The 15,955-nt window shown below is 51.4% G+C and carries 19 protein-coding genes; 14 read left to right on the forward strand and 5 right to left on the reverse strand.

The features are described 5' to 3' along the window. The first annotated feature begins 4 nt into the window (after nt 1-4). Genes lptE through nadD form a run of 3 tightly spaced genes read left to right on the forward strand, consistent with a single transcriptional unit; the run spans nt 5 to nt 2,278 of the window. Nucleotides 5-604 carry an LPS assembly lipoprotein LptE gene (lptE, locus tag OGY04_RS11985; protein ID WP_286585326.1) on the forward strand — a complete coding sequence of 200 codons (600 nt, stop codon included), beginning with the start codon at nt 5-7 and terminating at the stop codon, nt 602-604. Further along, nucleotides 604-1,635, forward strand: a complete 1,032-nt coding sequence (gene holA, locus OGY04_RS11990; RefSeq protein WP_032942687.1) for a DNA polymerase III subunit delta — start codon at nt 604-606, stop codon at nt 1,633-1,635. Before lptE ends, holA begins: the two co-directional genes overlap by 1 nt. 1 nt (nt 1,636) lies before the next feature. Then, on the forward strand, nt 1,637-2,278 hold the full coding sequence (gene nadD, locus OGY04_RS11995; RefSeq protein WP_122973951.1) for a nicotinate-nucleotide adenylyltransferase: 642 nt from the start codon (nt 1,637-1,639) through the stop codon (nt 2,276-2,278). Here nadD and cobD read toward each other — a convergent pair. Continuing rightward, on the reverse strand, nt 2,253-3,347 hold the full coding sequence (gene cobD, locus OGY04_RS12000; RefSeq protein ID WP_286585327.1) for a threonine-phosphate decarboxylase CobD: 1,095 nt from the start codon (nt 3,345-3,347) through the stop codon (nt 2,253-2,255). The genes nadD and cobD overlap by 26 nt on opposite strands. A gap of 96 nt (nt 3,348-3,443) precedes the next feature. Between cobD and OGY04_RS12005 the strand changes: the two genes are divergently transcribed. The 10 genes from OGY04_RS12005 to lipA all read left to right on the forward strand — a co-directional run bounded on the left by OGY04_RS12005 (nt 3,444) and on the right by lipA (nt 12,917). Continuing rightward, a complete protein-coding gene (locus tag OGY04_RS12005; RefSeq protein ID WP_008784086.1) occupies nt 3,444-4,055 on the forward strand; it encodes an adenosylcobalamin/alpha-ribazole phosphatase in 612 nt (203 codons plus the stop codon). A 254-nt stretch (nt 4,056-4,309) separates the two neighbouring features. Beyond that, the gene (rsfS, locus tag OGY04_RS12010; RefSeq protein ID WP_003022728.1) at nt 4,310-4,627 is read left to right on the forward strand and encodes a ribosome silencing factor; all 318 of its coding nucleotides are present in this window, start codon (nt 4,310-4,312) and stop codon (nt 4,625-4,627) included. A gap of 3 nt (nt 4,628-4,630) precedes the next feature. Continuing rightward, nucleotides 4,631-5,098, forward strand: a complete 468-nt coding sequence (rlmH, locus tag OGY04_RS12015) for a 23S rRNA (pseudouridine(1915)-N(3))-methyltransferase RlmH (RefSeq protein ID WP_003022725.1) — start codon at nt 4,631-4,633, stop codon at nt 5,096-5,098. Between the two features lie 30 nt (nt 5,099-5,128). Next, on the forward strand, nt 5,129-7,030 hold the full coding sequence (mrdA, locus tag OGY04_RS12020) for a peptidoglycan DD-transpeptidase MrdA (protein ID WP_003831292.1): 1,902 nt from the start codon (nt 5,129-5,131) through the stop codon (nt 7,028-7,030). 2 nt (nt 7,031-7,032) lie between these two features. Beyond that, nucleotides 7,033-8,145 (forward strand): peptidoglycan glycosyltransferase MrdB, encoded by a 1,113-nt coding sequence (gene mrdB, locus OGY04_RS12025; protein WP_003022718.1) that lies wholly within the window; start codon nt 7,033-7,035, stop codon nt 8,143-8,145. Between the two features lie 10 nt (nt 8,146-8,155). Further along, a complete protein-coding gene (rlpA, locus tag OGY04_RS12030) occupies nt 8,156-9,265 on the forward strand; it encodes an endolytic peptidoglycan transglycosylase RlpA (protein WP_286585328.1) in 1,110 nt (369 codons plus the stop codon). A gap of 142 nt (nt 9,266-9,407) precedes the next feature. Next, complete coding sequence (gene dacA / locus OGY04_RS12035) at nt 9,408-10,619, forward strand: D-alanyl-D-alanine carboxypeptidase DacA (RefSeq protein WP_003022711.1); 1,212 nt, start codon at nt 9,408-9,410, stop codon at nt 10,617-10,619. A 106-nt stretch (nt 10,620-10,725) separates the two neighbouring features. Further along, complete coding sequence (ybeD, locus tag OGY04_RS12040) at nt 10,726-10,989, forward strand: DUF493 family protein YbeD (protein ID WP_003022706.1); 264 nt, start codon at nt 10,726-10,728, stop codon at nt 10,987-10,989. A 114-nt stretch (nt 10,990-11,103) separates the two neighbouring features. After that, nucleotides 11,104-11,745 carry a lipoyl(octanoyl) transferase LipB gene (gene lipB / locus OGY04_RS12045; RefSeq protein ID WP_003831286.1) on the forward strand — a complete coding sequence of 214 codons (642 nt, stop codon included), beginning with the start codon at nt 11,104-11,106 and terminating at the stop codon, nt 11,743-11,745. A gap of 206 nt (nt 11,746-11,951) precedes the next feature. Then, nucleotides 11,952-12,917 carry a lipoyl synthase gene (lipA, locus tag OGY04_RS12050; protein WP_003022702.1) on the forward strand — a complete coding sequence of 322 codons (966 nt, stop codon included), beginning with the start codon at nt 11,952-11,954 and terminating at the stop codon, nt 12,915-12,917. Nucleotides 12,918-13,015: 98 nt separating this feature from the next. Here the strand turns inward: lipA and tatE are convergent, their stop codons facing one another. Continuing rightward, on the reverse strand, nt 13,016-13,219 hold the full coding sequence (tatE, locus tag OGY04_RS12055; protein ID WP_003022699.1) for a twin-arginine translocase subunit TatE: 204 nt from the start codon (nt 13,217-13,219) through the stop codon (nt 13,016-13,018). A 128-nt stretch (nt 13,220-13,347) separates the two neighbouring features. After that, complete coding sequence (locus OGY04_RS12060) at nt 13,348-14,136, reverse strand: deaminated glutathione amidase (RefSeq protein WP_008784083.1); 789 nt, start codon at nt 14,134-14,136, stop codon at nt 13,348-13,350. Nucleotides 14,137-14,226: 90 nt separating this feature from the next. Between OGY04_RS12060 and crcB the strand changes: the two genes are divergently transcribed. Continuing rightward, nucleotides 14,227-14,610, forward strand: coding sequence for a fluoride efflux transporter CrcB (crcB, locus tag OGY04_RS12065; RefSeq protein ID WP_286585329.1), 384 nt, complete (start codon nt 14,227-14,229; stop codon nt 14,608-14,610). A gap of 52 nt (nt 14,611-14,662) precedes the next feature. Here crcB and cspE read toward each other — a convergent pair whose 3' ends face one another. After that, nucleotides 14,663-14,872, reverse strand: a complete 210-nt coding sequence (gene cspE / locus OGY04_RS12070; RefSeq protein ID WP_000034825.1) for a transcription antiterminator/RNA stability regulator CspE — start codon at nt 14,870-14,872, stop codon at nt 14,663-14,665. Nucleotides 14,873-15,061: 189 nt separating this feature from the next. Then, the gene (pagP, locus tag OGY04_RS12075; protein ID WP_003831280.1) at nt 15,062-15,625 is read right to left on the reverse strand and encodes a lipid IV(A) palmitoyltransferase PagP; all 564 of its coding nucleotides are present in this window, start codon (nt 15,623-15,625) and stop codon (nt 15,062-15,064) included. Nucleotides 15,626-15,955: the final 330 nt, after the last annotated feature.

Consider the following 15,955-nt stretch of genomic DNA (forward strand, 5'->3'; position numbering starts at 1 on the left):
AAGCGTGCGACTTCTGACAACATTGTTGTTATCTCTGGCGGTGCTTGTCACCGCCGGATGTGGATGGCATCTGCGTAATACTACGCAGGTACCACCCTCAATGAAAACCATGATTCTGGACTCTGGGGATCCAAACGGCCCATTAAGCCGCGCGGTTCGTAATCAGCTGCGTCTGAACGGCGTTACGCTGCTTGAAGACGGCTCAATGCGTAAAGATGTGACGTCCTTACGTCTTGGCGCGATCAGCATTTCGCAGGATACGGCGTCGGTATTCCAGAACGGTCAAACGGCTGAATACCAGATGGTGATGTCCGTAAGTGCTACTGTGCTGATTCCAGGTCATGATATTTATCCAATCAGCGCCAAAGTTTATCGTTCGTTCTTTGACAACCCACAGGCTGCACTGGCGAAGGATAACGAGCAAGAGATGATCGTTAAAGAGATGTATGACAAAGCGGCTGAACAGTTAATTCGTAAGCTGCCAAGCGTACATCTGGCCGATACTCTGTCATCCAATGCTGATGATGATGCTAAGCCAGCGGCGACAAAAGCCGCAGAGCCTGCGTCATCTCCGGCGCGTGTTTCCACCACGCTGGGTAACTGATGCTCAAGTTGTACCCTGAACAACTCCGCGCACAGCTCAATGAGGGGCTGCGCGCGGCGTATTTGCTCTTAGGTAACGATCCTCTCTTGTTGCAGGAAAGCCAGGACGCTATCCGTCAGGCTGCCGCCACACAAGGGTTCGAAGAACACCACGCTTTCACCCTGGACAATAGCACCGACTGGGGAGAGATTTTTTCACTCTGCCAGGCAATGAGCCTGTTTGCCAGCCGTCAAACCCTACTTTTGCAGTTGCCTGAAAATGGCCCCAATGCCGCCATTAACGAACAGCTCGCTTCACTCGTCACACTGCTACATGACGACCTGCTGCTGATCGTTCGCGGCAACAAACTGACTAAAGCGCAGGAAAACGCCGCATGGTATACCGGACTTGCCAATAATGCGGTGCAGGTAAGCTGCCAGACGCCGGAGCAAGCACAGCTTCCTCGTTGGGTCGCCGCCAGAGCGAAGCTTAACAATCTACAACTGGATGACGCAGCCAATCAGCTGTTGTGCTATTGCTATGAAGGTAATCTGTTAGCGCTGGCGCAAGCGCTGGAACGGCTAGCATTGCTTTGGCCTGATGGCAAACTAACGCTGCCTCGCGTGGAGAAAGCCGTTAACGATGCCGCGCACTTTACCCCGTTCCATTGGGTGGATGCGCTACTGATGGGCAAAAGCAAACGCGCGCTGCACATTCTGCAACAGTTACGCCTGGAAGGCAGTGAGCCGGTTATTTTGCTGCGCACGATACAGCGTGAATTACTGCTGTTGGTCAACTTAAAACGGCAGTCAGCCCATACGCCTTTACGCACGTTGTTTGATAAACACCGGGTGTGGCAAAATCGCCGGGGTATGATGGGAGACGCGCTAAACCGGCTGAATCCTGCGCAGTTGCGTCAGGCGGTAACGCTGTTAACTCGTACGGAAATTACGCTTAAACAAGACTATGGTCAGTCAGTGTGGGCGGAACTTGAGGGGCTTTCCCTGTTACTCTGCCATAAATCGCTGGCCGATGTTTTTATTGATGGTTGATATGAAATCATTGCAGGCTCTGTTCGGTGGCACCTTTGATCCGGTGCATTATGGTCATCTTAAACCGGTTGAAATTCTGGCGAATCTGATTGGCCTTTCCCGGGTTATTATCATGCCCAATAATGTGCCGCCGCATCGTGCGCAACCCGAAGCGTCCGGCGAACAACGTCAGCGCATGGTTGAACTGGCCATTGCCGATAAGCCGTTGTTCTCCCTCGATGAACGCGAACTGAAACGCGATACCGCCTCCTACACCGCGCAAACGCTCAAAGAGTGGCGCGAGGAGCAAGGCCCGGAAGTACCGTTAGCGTTTATTATTGGCCAGGACTCACTGCTTACCTTTCCGTCCTGGCATGACTACGACACGATTCTGGGTAACACCCACCTCATTGTCTGCCGACGTCCGGGCTATCCGCTCGAAATGGCGCAGGAAAAGCACCAGCAGTGGCTGGAGGATCATCTGACCCATTCGCCAGATGACCTGCACAACTTGCCTTGCGGGAAAATTTATCTGGCTGAAACGCCGTGGTTTAACATCTCCGCCACGCTCATCCGTGAGCGTCTGGAAAAAGGCGAGCCGTGCGACGACCTGATGCCAGCTGCAGTGCTTGACTATATCAATCAGCAGGGGTTGTACCGCTAAGCACCTTGCGTAGAGCCGCCAACAGGCGGTTATTCTCTTCCTGGCTGCGAACGGCTACCCGATAATAGCGCGCATCCAGCCCCGGATAATTAGCACAACTGCGAATCAAAACATGTTGTTCCAGCATTGCGCGTTGCAGATCAAAATCCGCCCGATCGCAGCGCAATAAGCGATAATTTGCCCTGCCAGGATACACCGTCAGGCCGGGCAGTTCTTTCAACTGCCGATCAAACCTCGCGCCCTCTTGCTCCAGCCACTTCCATGTTGCCTGCTGATATGCGCTGTCGTGTAAAATAATCTCGCCTGCCAGTGCAGCAAATGCGTTAATTGACCACGGCATTTGTCGACGGCGCATCTGTACAACAGCCTGTTCATTACTGTTGACCAGATACCCTAACCGCAGCCCCGGTATCGCATAGAACTTGGTTAGCGAGCGCAGCACCCAAATATGCGGGTTATCCAGAAGCAGCGGAATAAACCCCTGCTCCCCGGCAATAAAATCGATAAACGCTTCATCAAGGATCAGATTGATCCCAAGCAACTCACAACGCGCGGCTATTTCGCGCAGCAGGCGGTTATCGGGCAGCAAGCCAGTGGGATTGTTGGGCGTACAGAGAAACAGGCAGTCCAGCTCTGAGGATAACGCATCGAGGATTGCATCGGTAAGCTGCCAGCCATCGTCTTCGCGCAGCGCAAACTCATGGATCGTACAGTCTCCCCATTGCAGCGCCCGACGGTATTCAGCAAACCCAGGCGTCACGATCATCGCATGGCGTGGTTTAAGTCCTTGCACCAAAGTGAAAATCGACTCAGTCTCGCCGTTTCCGGCAAGTATCCATGAGGCAGGAATCTGATGATGCTCCGCCAGCGCCGCATGCAGTTTAGCGTAATCAACATCCGGGTAACGCTCCGCGCAGTCCAGGTTGTCGACGATCGCGCGTTTTAAACTTGCCGGCATACCCAGCGGATTAATATTCGCGCTAAAATCCAACAATTGTTCAGGCGAGATGCCCAACAGTTCGGCGGCTTCTCGGGTATTGCCACCATGCGCGCTCTTCAATAAAGACATCGTGCCGCTCCACGCAAAAAAAGGTATTTTAGTGAAAAACCTCTGTGCAATCAGGGCAAACATCATGTTTTGTGCGAATAACCTCAAGAGGAAAAAATGAGACTCTGGTTAGTACGTCATGGAGAAACTGAAGCCAATGTCGCTGGTTTATACAGCGGCCACGCCCCCACTCCGCTAACGGAACGGGGTATCGCTCAGGCGCAAACACTGGGTACGCTGTTACGCAATGTGCCTGTCGACAACGTTCTGTGCAGCGAGTTGGAACGTGCCCGCCATACAACGCAGTTGATCTTAGGCGATCGTGAAGTCCCTGTGCGCAACATGCCTGAGCTCAATGAGATGTTTTTTGGTGACTGGGAAATGCGCCATCATCGCGATCTGGCGCGAGAAGACGCCGAAAACTACGCCGTGTGGTGTAACGACTGGCAGAATGCGACGCCAACCAATGGTGAAGGTTTTCAGGCATTTTCCCAGCGTGTGGAACGCTTTATTGCTCAGCTCGCTGATTACAAAACGTGTCAAAACCTGCTGGTGGTGAGCCATCAGGGTGTTCTGAGCGTGTTGATCGCCCGTCTGCTGTCCATGCCGGCTGCAGCAATGTGGCATTTTCGCGTCGAACAAGGTTGCTGGAGCGCAATTGACTTTTGCGACGATTTTGCGGTTCTGAAAGTGCTCAACAGCCGGGCTGTATGGCACGACGGGGAGTGAAAGCCCTGTTTTTTCTGTCGAAGGGCTTCTCTCCCATTGACACCCCATGACAGGCTGTTATTCTCCGCAACCTGACTTTTCCCGCCCTTCAGAGCTTTGCAGAAATTGTTTTACAAAAATGGCGATGCATTCTGCGGCGTGGGGTGGGATGATAGCGCACTTCAAAAGCGCTTTCGGAGACATTTGTCCCGATATCGCCTCTGGTTCAGGTATACTAACAGACGTTTTTAACTCTTTTCACCCAGGGGGAACACTTGCAGGGTAAAGCACTTCAGGATTTTGTAATCGACAAAATTGATGACCTGAAAGGTCAAGACATCATCGCCTTAGACGTTCAGGGCAAATCCAGCATCACTGATTGCATGATTATCTGCACCGGCACGTCCAGCCGTCATGTAATGTCTATCGCAGACCACGTTGTTCAGGAGTCCCGCACTGCTGGTCTGCTGCCGCTCGGCGTAGAAGGCGAGAACGTTGCAGACTGGATCGTCGTTGACCTCGGTGATGTGATTGTCCACGTGATGCAGGAAGAAAGCCGTCGCCTGTATGAACTGGAAAAACTCTGGAGTTAATGCGTGAAGCTGCAACTTGTCGCTGTGGGTACGAAAATGCCTGACTGGGTGCAAACCGGGTTTACGGAGTATCTCCGTCGGTTTCCGAAAGATATGCCCTTTGAGCTGATCGAAATCCCGGCAGGAAAACGCGGCAAGAACGCGGATATTAAACGCATTCTCGACAAAGAGGGTGAGCAGATGCTGGCTGCCGCAGGCAAAAACCGCATCGTCACCCTTGATATCCCTGGTAAACCCTGGGACACGCCGCAGCTGGCGACTGAACTGGAACGCTGGAAACTGGACGGTCGTGACGTCAGTCTGTTGATTGGCGGGCCGGAAGGTCTCTCTCCTGCCTGTAAAGCGGCAGCGGAACAAAGCTGGTCACTCTCTGCGTTAACCCTTCCTCACCCTCTTGTTCGGGTTCTGGTCGCGGAGAGTCTGTACAGGGCGTGGAGCATCACCACCAACCATCCTTATCACCGTGAGTGATCATTGATTCTTGAGTAGATTAAGCAGCGGATGAAACTACAGAATTCTTTTCGCGACTATTCGGCTGAGTCCGCGCTGTTTGTGCGCCGGGCGCTGGTCGCTTTTTTGGGGATTTTGCTGCTCACCGGCGTGCTGATCGCCAACCTTTATAATCTGCAAATCGTTCGCTTTACTGATTATCAGACCCGCTCGAACGAAAACCGCATCAAACTGGTGCCTATCGCCCCCAGTCGCGGCATCATTTATGACCGTAACGGAATTCCGCTCGCTCTTAACCGCACCATTTATCAGATAGAAATGATGCCGGAAAAGGTCGACAACGTTCAGGATACCCTCGACGCGCTGCGTAACGTCGTAGACCTGACGGACGACGACATTGCCGCCTTTAAAAAAGAGCGCGCCCGTTCACACCGCTTCACCTCCATTCCGGTAAAAACTAACCTGAGTGAAGTGCAGGTGGCACGGTTCGCCGTTAATCAATATCGCTTTCCCGGCGTCGAAGTTAAAGGCTATAAACGCCGCTATTACCCCTACGGCTCTGCGCTGACCCACGTCATTGGCTACGTATCGAAGATCAACGATAAAGACGTGGACCGCCTGGACAAAGACGGCAAGCTGGCCAACTACGCGGCGACGCACGACATCGGTAAATTGGGTATTGAACGCTACTATGAAGACGTACTTCACGGCCAGACGGGTTATGAAGAAGTTGAAGTGAACAACCGTGGCCGCGTCATTCGCCAACTGAAAGAAGTGGCGCCGCAGGCCGGGCACGATATCTATCTCACCCTTGACCTGAAACTCCAGCAGTACATCGAAACGCTGCTGGCGGGCAGTCGTGCCGCGGTGGTAGTCACCGACCCGCGTACCGGTGGCGTTCTCGCACTGGTGTCCATGCCGAGCTACGACCCGAACCTGTTTGTCGATGGTATCTCGAGTAAAGATTACTCCGGGTTGCTCAATGACCCGAATACCCCATTGGTTAACCGCGCGACTCAGGGTGTCTACCCCCCTGCTTCGACGGTTAAACCTTACGTCGCGGTTTCTGCATTAAGTGCAGGCGTCATCACCCGCAATACTGGTCTGTTCGATCCGGGTTGGTGGCAATTACCGGGCTCTGAAAAACGTTACCGCGACTGGAAAAAATGGGGGCACGGCCATCTGAACATCACCCGTTCTCTGGAAGAGTCGGCGGATACGTTTTTCTATCAAATCGCCTATGATATGGGGATAGACCGCCTTTCAGAGTGGATGAGCAAGTTTGGCTACGGTCAATATACGGGTATCGATCTTGCCGAAGAGCGCGCCGGAAACATGCCAACCCGCGAGTGGAAGCAAAAACGGTTTAAAAAGCCATGGTACCAGGGTGATACCATTCCGGTCGGCATCGGTCAGGGTTACTGGACAGCAACCCCTATCCAGATGAGTAAGGCGCTGATGATCCTTATCAACGACGGTTTGGTAAAAGTTCCGCATCTGCTGATGAGTACGGCAGAAAACGGCAAGCAAGTGCCGTGGATTCAGCCGCACGAACCACCCGTTGGTGACATTCATTCCGGTTATTGGGAAATCGCAAAAGACGGCATGTACGGTGTAGCCAACCGTCCTAACGGTACTGCACACAAATATTTCGCTGGCGCACCTTACAAAATTGCGGCGAAATCCGGTACTGCACAGGTCTTTGGCCTGAAAGCCAATGAAACCTATAACGCACATAAGATCGCCGAGCGCTTACGTGACCACAAGCTGATGACGGCCTTCGCACCCTATGATAAGCCCCAGGTTGCTGTCGCCATAATTCTTGAGAACGGTGGCGCGGGCCCGGCTGTGGGTACCATTATGCGCCAGATCCTTGACCACATTATGTTGGGCGACAATAACACCAATCTGCCTGCAGAAAACCCCGCGGTTGCAGCAGCGGAGGACCAATAATCGTGACGGATAATCCGAACAAAAAAACATTCTGGGACAAAATCCACATCGATCCCACGATGTTGCTTATTTTGCTGGCGCTGCTGGTTTACAGCTCGCTGGTCATCTGGAGCGCCAGCGGCCAGGATATTGGCATGATGGAGCGCAAGGTCGGTCAGATCGCGATGGGCCTGGTCATCATGGTGGTGATGGCGCAAATCCCGCCCCGAGTTTATGAAGGCTGGGCTCCCTATCTCTACATCTTTTGCATCATTTTGTTGGTGGCAGTAGATGCCTTCGGCGCTATCTCCAAAGGCGCGCAGCGCTGGCTGGATTTGGGGATTGTGCGTTTTCAGCCTTCCGAAATCGCCAAGATTGCCGTGCCGCTGATGGTCGCGCGCTTCATCAACCGTGATGTTTGCCCGCCATCGCTAAAAAATACCGCCATTGCGTTGGTGCTGATATTTATGCCCACCCTGCTGGTGGCCGCCCAGCCAGACCTCGGAACTTCAATTCTGGTCGCCCTTTCCGGCCTGTTTGTTCTGTTCCTTTCTGGTTTGAGCTGGCGTTTAATCGGTGTTGCGGTGGTCCTGGTTGCGGCGTTTATCCCAATACTGTGGTTCTTCCTGATGCATGATTATCAACGTCAGCGCGTCATGATGTTACTCGATCCGGAAACCGATCCGCTGGGTGCGGGTTATCACATCATTCAGTCTAAAATTGCTATTGGCTCCGGCGGTCTACGTGGTAAGGGCTGGCTACACGGTACGCAGTCACAGCTTGAGTTTTTACCCGAACGTCATACAGATTTTATCTTCGCGGTATTAGCGGAAGAACTGGGTCTGGTAGGGATCTTAATTCTGCTGGCGCTGTACATTTTGCTGATTATGCGCGGGTTATGGATCGCTGCCCACGCGCAAACCACCTTTGGTCGCGTCATGGCGGGTGGTTTAATGTTGATATTATTCGTTTATGTCTTCGTAAATATTGGTATGGTGAGCGGTATTCTGCCCGTGGTTGGCGTTCCTCTCCCACTGGTTAGTTACGGAGGCTCGGCACTTATCGTGCTGATGGCTGGGTTCGGGATTGTTATGTCGATCCATACCCATAGAAAAATGTTGTCGAAAAGCGTGTAAGGGGTACGCAATGCGTAAGCAGTGGCTTGGTATCTGCATCGCAGCAGGAATGCTCGCGGCGTGTTCGAGTGATGATGGTCAGCAACAGGGTGCTGTCGCGCCGCAGCCTGCGGTGTGTAATGGTCCGATTGTTGAAATCAGCGGGGCCGATCCGCGCTTTGAACCCCTGAACCCAACGGCGAATCAGGACTATCAGCGTGATGGTAAGAGCTACAAAATCGTCCAGGACCCTTCCCGCTTTAGCCAGGCAGGGCTTGCCGCTATCTATGATGCGGAACCCGGAAGCAACTTAACCGCGTCTGGTGAAGCGTTCGACCCGATGCAGTTAACCGCAGCGCATCCGACGCTGCCAGTCCCAAGCTATGCCAGAATAACTAACCTGGCAAATGGCAGGATGATTGTCGTGCGCATTAACGATCGCGGCCCTTATGGCAACGATCGCGTGATTTCACTTTCACGTGCAGCAGCCGACCGTCTGAATACCTCCAACAATACCAAAGTGCGTATCGACCCGATCATCGTCGCCCAGGATGGTTCCTTGTCCGGGCCGGGAATGGCTTGTACCACGGTAGCGAAACAAACCTATGCCCTGCCCGCGCGTCCTGATTTAAGCGGCGGTGGCAGTATGGGCAGCATGCCTGCGCCATCGGATGCAGGTCAGCCGCAAGGCGATATTCGTCCGATCAGCAATTCCACGTTGAAAAGCGATGATACAACCGGTGCGCCAGTGAACAGCAGTGGATTCCTCGGTGCGCCGACCACGCTCGCAGCAGGCGTACTGGAAGGTAGCGAGCCGACTCCGGCTCCGCAACCGACCACCACCGCACCGGTAACGCCAACCGCACCAGCAGCAACACCAGCCGCCGTCGCTGCACCTGCGCCAGCGGCAGTAGCCAACGGACGCTACGTGGTTCAGGTTGGCGCAGTCAGCGAGCAGTCGCGTGCGCAGCAGTATCAAAAACGTTTAAGCCAGCAATTTGGCGTCCCAGGTCGGGTGGTACAAAACGGCTCAGTCTGGCGTATCCAGATGGGGCCGTTCGCCAGCAAAGCTGAAGCCTCCACATTGCAGCAGCGTCTTCAAGCCGAGGCGCAATTACAGTCCTTCATCACCGGCGTGTAATAACGTAAATCAGGTATCTGAACTGTCAGTTTCTGTAAATGACATTAACAAAGTCACGCGGAAAGTCAGATGCCTGCCCGTTTTGCATTTGCTATAGTAGGGCACTTTTTTTAATTTCATCACGGACGTCGTAGTTCAGACCATGAAGACCACTTTTTCCGCTCGTTTCGTGCAGCGTATGGCGCTCACCGCGGCTCTCTGCGCAGCTTCTCTCTCTGCTGCCCATGCCGATGACCTGAATATTAAAACCATGATCCCAGGTGTTCCGCAGATCGATGCGGAGTCATATATCCTGATTGATTACAATTCAGGCAAAGTTCTGGCAGAACAGAACGCTGACACTCGCCGCGACCCCGCCAGTCTGACCAAAATGATGACCAGCTACGTCATCGGCCAGGCGATGAAAGCCGGGAAATTCAAAGAAACCGATCTGGTCACCGTCGGCAATGACGCATGGGCTACAGGTAACCCGGTCTTTAAAGGTTCATCGTTGATGTTCCTGAAGCCAGGAATGCAGGTTCCTGTTTCTCAGCTTATCCGTGGTATCAACCTGCAATCCGGGAATGACGCGTGCGTGGCAATGGCGGACTTCGCAGCCGGTAGCCAGGATGCTTTCGTCGGTCTGATGAACAGCTATGTGAACGCGCTGGGCCTGAAAAACACCCACTTCCAGACCGTTCATGGTCTCGATGCTGACGGTCAATACAGCTCGGCTCGCGACATGGCGATGATTGGTCAGGCGCTGATTCGCGACGTGCCTAACGAATACTCTATCTATAAAGAAAAAGAGTTCACGTTTAACGGCATCCGTCAGTTAAACCGTAACGGCCTGCTGTGGGATAACAGCCTGAATGTCGACGGTATCAAAACCGGTCATACCGACAAGGCTGGCTATAACCTCGTTGCATCCGCAACCGAAGGTCAGATGCGTCTGATCTCCGCCGTCATGGGTGGCCGCACCTATAAAGGTCGTGAAACCGAAAGTAAAAAACTGCTGACCTGGGGCTTCCGTTTCTTTGAAACCGTGAACCCACTGAAAGTCGGTAAAGAGTTTGCTTCAGAGCCCGCCTGGTTTGGTAATACCGATCGTGCATCGTTAGGCGTAGATAAAGATGTCTACCTGACTATTCCGCGCGGCCGCATGAAAGATCTGAAAGCAAGCTATGTGCTGAACACCACAGAACTGCACGCACCGCTGCAGAAAAACCAGGTTGTCGGCACCATCAACTTCCAGTTGGATGGCAAAACCATTGAGCAGCGCCCGCTGGTAGTCCTGCAGGAAATCCCTGAAGGCAACTTCTTTGGGAAAATCATTGATTACATTAAATTAATGTTCCATCACTGGTTTGGCTAAAAATCGAACACTTGAAAGTGTGATTTACGTCCCCATATACTAGGTATCCAGATAACTCCCACGCACTGTGGGAGTTATTATTTATTGATGTAACGCCGGAGCTGACATGAAAACCAAACTTAACGAACTGCTTGAATTCCCTACTCCATTTACTTACAAAGTAATGGGGCAGGCGTTGCCTGAGCTGGTTGATCAGGTGGTTGAAGTGGTACAGCGCCATGCGCCAGGTGATTACTCTCCGACGGTAAAACCGAGCAGCAAAGGCAACTACCACTCGGTCTCAATCACTATTACTGCTACACACATTGAGCAGGTTGAAACGCTGTACGAAGAATTAGGCAATATCGATATCGTACGCATGGTACTGTAAAAACCTGTTGGTTACCCGCAGCATCCCCGCTCGGGTAACCCCTCCCTCCTGTGATATACTTTTTCCCCTCTTTTATATTCTCTACTCTATGTGAGTATCTACGGAGATGCCGTTTTGTATCAGGATAAAATTCTTGTCCGCCAGCTCGGTCTTCAACCTTACGAGCCAGTTTCTCTGGCCATGCACGAATTCACCGATACCCGCGATGAAAACAGTTATGACGAAATCTGGCTGGTAGAGCATTATCCTGTTTTTACCCAGGGTCAGGCAGGTAAAGCAGAGCACGTACTGATGCCGGGAGATATTCCGGTGATCCAGAGCGATCGTGGCGGTCAGGTGACTTATCACGGGCCGGGCCAGCAGGTCATGTATGTGCTGTTGAACCTGAAGCGTCGTAAACTTGGCGTTCGCGAACTGGTTACGCTGCTGGAGCAAACCGTTGTGAATACCCTTGCGGAAATCGGTATTGACGCCCACCCGCGAGCCGATGCACCAGGCGTATACGTTGGAGAGAAGAAAATCTGCTCTTTGGGGTTACGTATTCGTAAAGGTTGTTCATTTCACGGCTTAGCGCTCAATGTGGATATGGACTTGTCGCCTTTCCTGCGTATCAATCCTTGTGGTTATGCCGGAATGGAAATGGCGAAGGTATCGCAGTGGGATAGCACAGCCACGACCGAGAGCATTCGCCCAAGGCTGCTGGCCAACATTCTGGCGCTGTTGGGTAACCCACCGCACGAGTACATCGCGGACTGAAAATACGCGCATACTTTGCCACGGCATATGTTGTGGCAAATGGCACAAAACAACAACTATTTTACATTTTGCCAGCCTGTCAGGCTGCTTTCTGGCCCGTTTCAATGATATACTGCGTATCACTAATTCAAAAATAGTTGATAAATGCAACATTCCCTTGAATTGAAACGCTTTCCTTCGTAATTCGCAACTGGAACACGCAAGCTATGAGTAAACCCATTGTGATGGAACGCGGTGTTAAATACCGCGATGCCGATAAGATGGCTCTTATCCCGGTAAAAAATGTGGCAACAGAGCGTGAAGCCCTGCTGCGTAAACCGGAATGGATGAAAATAAAACTGCCAGCGGACTCCACTCGCATCCAGGGCATCAAAGCGGCAATGCGCAAAAATGGCCTGCACTCTGTCTGCGAAGAAGCTTCCTGCCCTAACCTGGCTGAATGTTTCAATCACGGAACTGCAACCTTTATGATCCTCGGCGCAATCTGTACCCGCCGTTGCCCATTCTGTGACGTTGCCCATGGCCGTCCGGTTGCTCCTGATGCTAACGAGCCGTTAAAACTTGCTCAGACGATTGCTGACATGGCGCTGCGCTATGTCGTCATTACCTCCGTTGACCGCGACGATCTGCGTGACGGCGGTGCTCAGCACTTTGCTGACTGCATCACCGCTATTCGTGAGAAAAGCCCGTCGATTAAAATCGAAACGCTGGTGCCTGACTTCCGTGGTCGTATGGATCGTGCGCTGGATATCCTCACGGCCACCCCGCCGGATGTGTTTAACCACAACCTCGAAAACGTACCACGTATTTATCGCAATGTTCGTCCAGGTGCTGACTACAACTGGTCACTGAAGCTTCTGGAACGTTTCAAGGAAGCGCACCCGGAGATTCCGACCAAATCAGGTCTGATGGTCGGTCTGGGCGAAACCAATGCGGAAATCATTGAGGTCATGCGTGACCTGCGCAGCCATGGTGTAACCATGTTGACGCTGGGGCAGTATTTACAGCCTAGCCGCCATCACCTGCCGGTTCAACGCTATGTGAGCCCGGATGAGTTCGATGAGATGAAAGCCGAAGCAATGGCCATGGGCTTTACCCATGCAGCCTGCGGTCCATTCGTTCGCTCTTCTTACCATGCTGACATGCAGGCCAAAGGGCTGGAAGTGAAGTAATCGTGTAATACTCACTTACATATCAGCAATAAAAAAACCGGCAAATTGCCGGTTTTTTTTCATGCAGAGTATGCAGTAAGAGCATCATGCTCCTGACATTACTCTTTATGAGAAAGCTTCTCAGCCTGAACGCTACCATCAGCATCTTTCTTAGCATCGGCATTATCGTCGTTCATTGCTTTCTTGAAGCCCTTGATTGCCGTTCCCAGGTCTCCACCCAGTGTACGTAACTTCTTGGTACCAAACAGCAGAACAACCAGTGCGGCAACCACCAGCAGTTTGGTAATACTAATCTCACCCATAGATACCTTCTTGACTTAAACCAGGCTGCATAAAGCGCCATATTAACCTGAGAATATTAACGGCCTTTCGACGCGCGCACACAATAGCAATCTGTAACAAGGTGAATCAAGCCTTGTTTAAAAAAACGTCATAATAATTGCGGTGGAGCAAAGCGTCGGTTACTTAACACCGGGAGTTGTGCCCTAACCTGCCTCACCCGCTCGGCGGAAACCTCGGCCATAATTAGCGCGGGCGTTTCTGCCGCAGCAGCAATGGTCACACCAAAGGGGTCGATGACCCTGCTTTGGCCGATATTCTTGTTACCGCACTCTCCCGCCGCAATCAAGTAACACGTCGCGTCTAACGCTCTTGCCGCCAAAAGCGTAGCCCAGTGATGCTCTTTAAGCGATCCCCGAACCCAGGCTGCGGGTAAGACAAGAATTTCCGCTCCCTGCAATGCGTGCGCCAGCGCCAACTCAGGAAAGCGCAGATCATAACAGGTCATTAACCCTACTTTTAACCCGTCTACGTCCAGCAGCGGCGCTATGGCGTCCCCTGCATCCACATTTCGTGACTCCTGAATCGAAAAGGCATCATAGAGATGTAATTTAGCGTAATGGGCCACGACCTGACCTGCCCGTAGCGCCACCAGCATGTTAAACGCCCGGCCTGGCACAGAAGGAACATGAATCGTCAGGATTGTCGTCATCTCGTTTTGCGCGCTTTCTCGCAGCAAGCGCGTCAAAAATCCGCCCTCCAGCAGTTGAGCTGATTTCACTGACAGGTCTGGGTCCAGATCGTCACGGGCCAGAAGCGCCTCCGGTAATACCAACAGCGACGCCCCCTCCCCTGCAGCCTGTGACATCAAAAAGACGCAGGTTTCTGCATTTTTTTCCCATGAAGGTCCCACGGCAAATTGCCCTGCTGCAACGAACATATTCCCTCCAGAAAACATTGTTAGGCTCGCCAACCACGATTATTCAGCGTTACACTCATCCTATAGACAATCAAATAGCAGGATTATGCAGTGTTACAACTCCTTTTAGCGGTTTTTATCGGTGGTGGTACAGGTAGTGTAGCAAGATGGATGTTGAGCATGAGGTTTAACCCGCTACATCAGGCCATCCCATTCGGTACACTGGCTGCAAACTTACTTGGCGCATTTATCATTGGTATGGGTCTGGCGTGGTTTAATCGCATGACTAACATTGATCCAATGTGGAAGGTACTGATTACCACTGGCTTTTGCGGGGGACTAACAACGTTTTCCACTTTCTCAGCTGAGGTGGTGTTTTTGCTACAGGAAGGACGCTTTGGTTGGGCTATGGTGAATGTACTGGTTAATCTGTTGGGATCATTTGCGATGACCGCCCTGGCATTCTGGCTGGTTTCGGCCTCTCCCGCGCCCTGAAGCGAAAAAAAACCCGCAATTAAGCGGGTTTTGAATGCTTGCTGTCGTATGCTTACAGAGCGATTACGTTTGCAGCAGAAGGGCCTTTGGCACCGTTAGTGATTTCGAACTCTACACGCTGACCTTCAGCCAGAGTTTTAAAACCATTGGTCTGGATTGCAGAGAAGTGTACGAACACGTCTTTGCTGCCATCTTCCGGAGTAATGAAACCGAATCCTTTGGACTCATTAAACCACTTAACGTTACCTTTAATCTTAGACATCAAAATTACCTTTACATGAAAAATAGACACAAATGCTGTGTCGGGTATCAGTACAACAATTGTGGTGGACTTTGTCCAGTCGAACTTTATCAAAAAGTGATAAATGTCGCGTTATTTTTCAGTTAAAGTTAATATCGCACTGTTTTTAAAAGACTTTTTAATAATCCACCTGACAATACAGGTAGTCCATCAAAACTGGAAACGCATCCATGCAAAGTAGACGTTACCGTTGTTGTACGTTCCCGGAATGTAGGTCATCTGGAACGTTGCCGGACCATACCCTATCGATGCCAGCGGTAACAGCACGGGAACCGGAATGTAGTTCCAGTTATCGCGCGCGGTAAAACCAGCGGTAAAACCAAGTCCGGTATGGAAATTTTCATCTGCCAGCGGTCGCCAGGTTTTTTCCCAGCCATAACCACCAATAGGTTCCCATTTATTGTAGGAATCCTTAAAGGCCATTATATAAAGCCCGTGCCAGTTACCTTTATCATCCCAACGGGATTGACCAAAGCCCGCCCCCCATGGGCGTTCATTGTAGCGATCCGTTTTTTCTTTATCATAAGCAAAACGAGCATGCCAGGTAATAGCCGGCACGTACAGATCATAATGTTCTGGCTGCTGCCAGGTTTCACTGACGTTGTCTTTAAAAGTAGCGAACCAGCCTTTATCTTCAGCAGCGCCCTGGGGAATGAAAGCTAACTGAATAAAAAGAAATGAAAAAATGAGAAAATATCGTTTAGCGACAATCACAACTTAATTACCATCCTGGGATTTATTATTAATTGTAGCAAACCCAACCTTAATGTTAGCTTAACAAAAATGCGCAGCTAAAAAATCAGAATAATCCTCAGCCTATAATTTTTAAGATAATTATCCATGAGTTTATTGAGCCATCTAATAGGAACTATTTTCTCTTTATTGCCAATAAATTGTTCTTTCCTGCGAAAAAAGTTAAATATCATCACAATAAATTAACAATTAATATTCATCATTGCCACAAAACACACACATCAGCGCTGCGCTTCACAGTTTCTTATTGTGAGATTCTTTTTTAAACCGCGATGCTGAAAAAACGGCTTA

Source organism: Citrobacter sp. Cpo091 (genome assembly GCF_030332645.1).
Lineage (GTDB): Bacteria > Pseudomonadota > Gammaproteobacteria > Enterobacterales > Enterobacteriaceae > Citrobacter > Citrobacter portucalensis.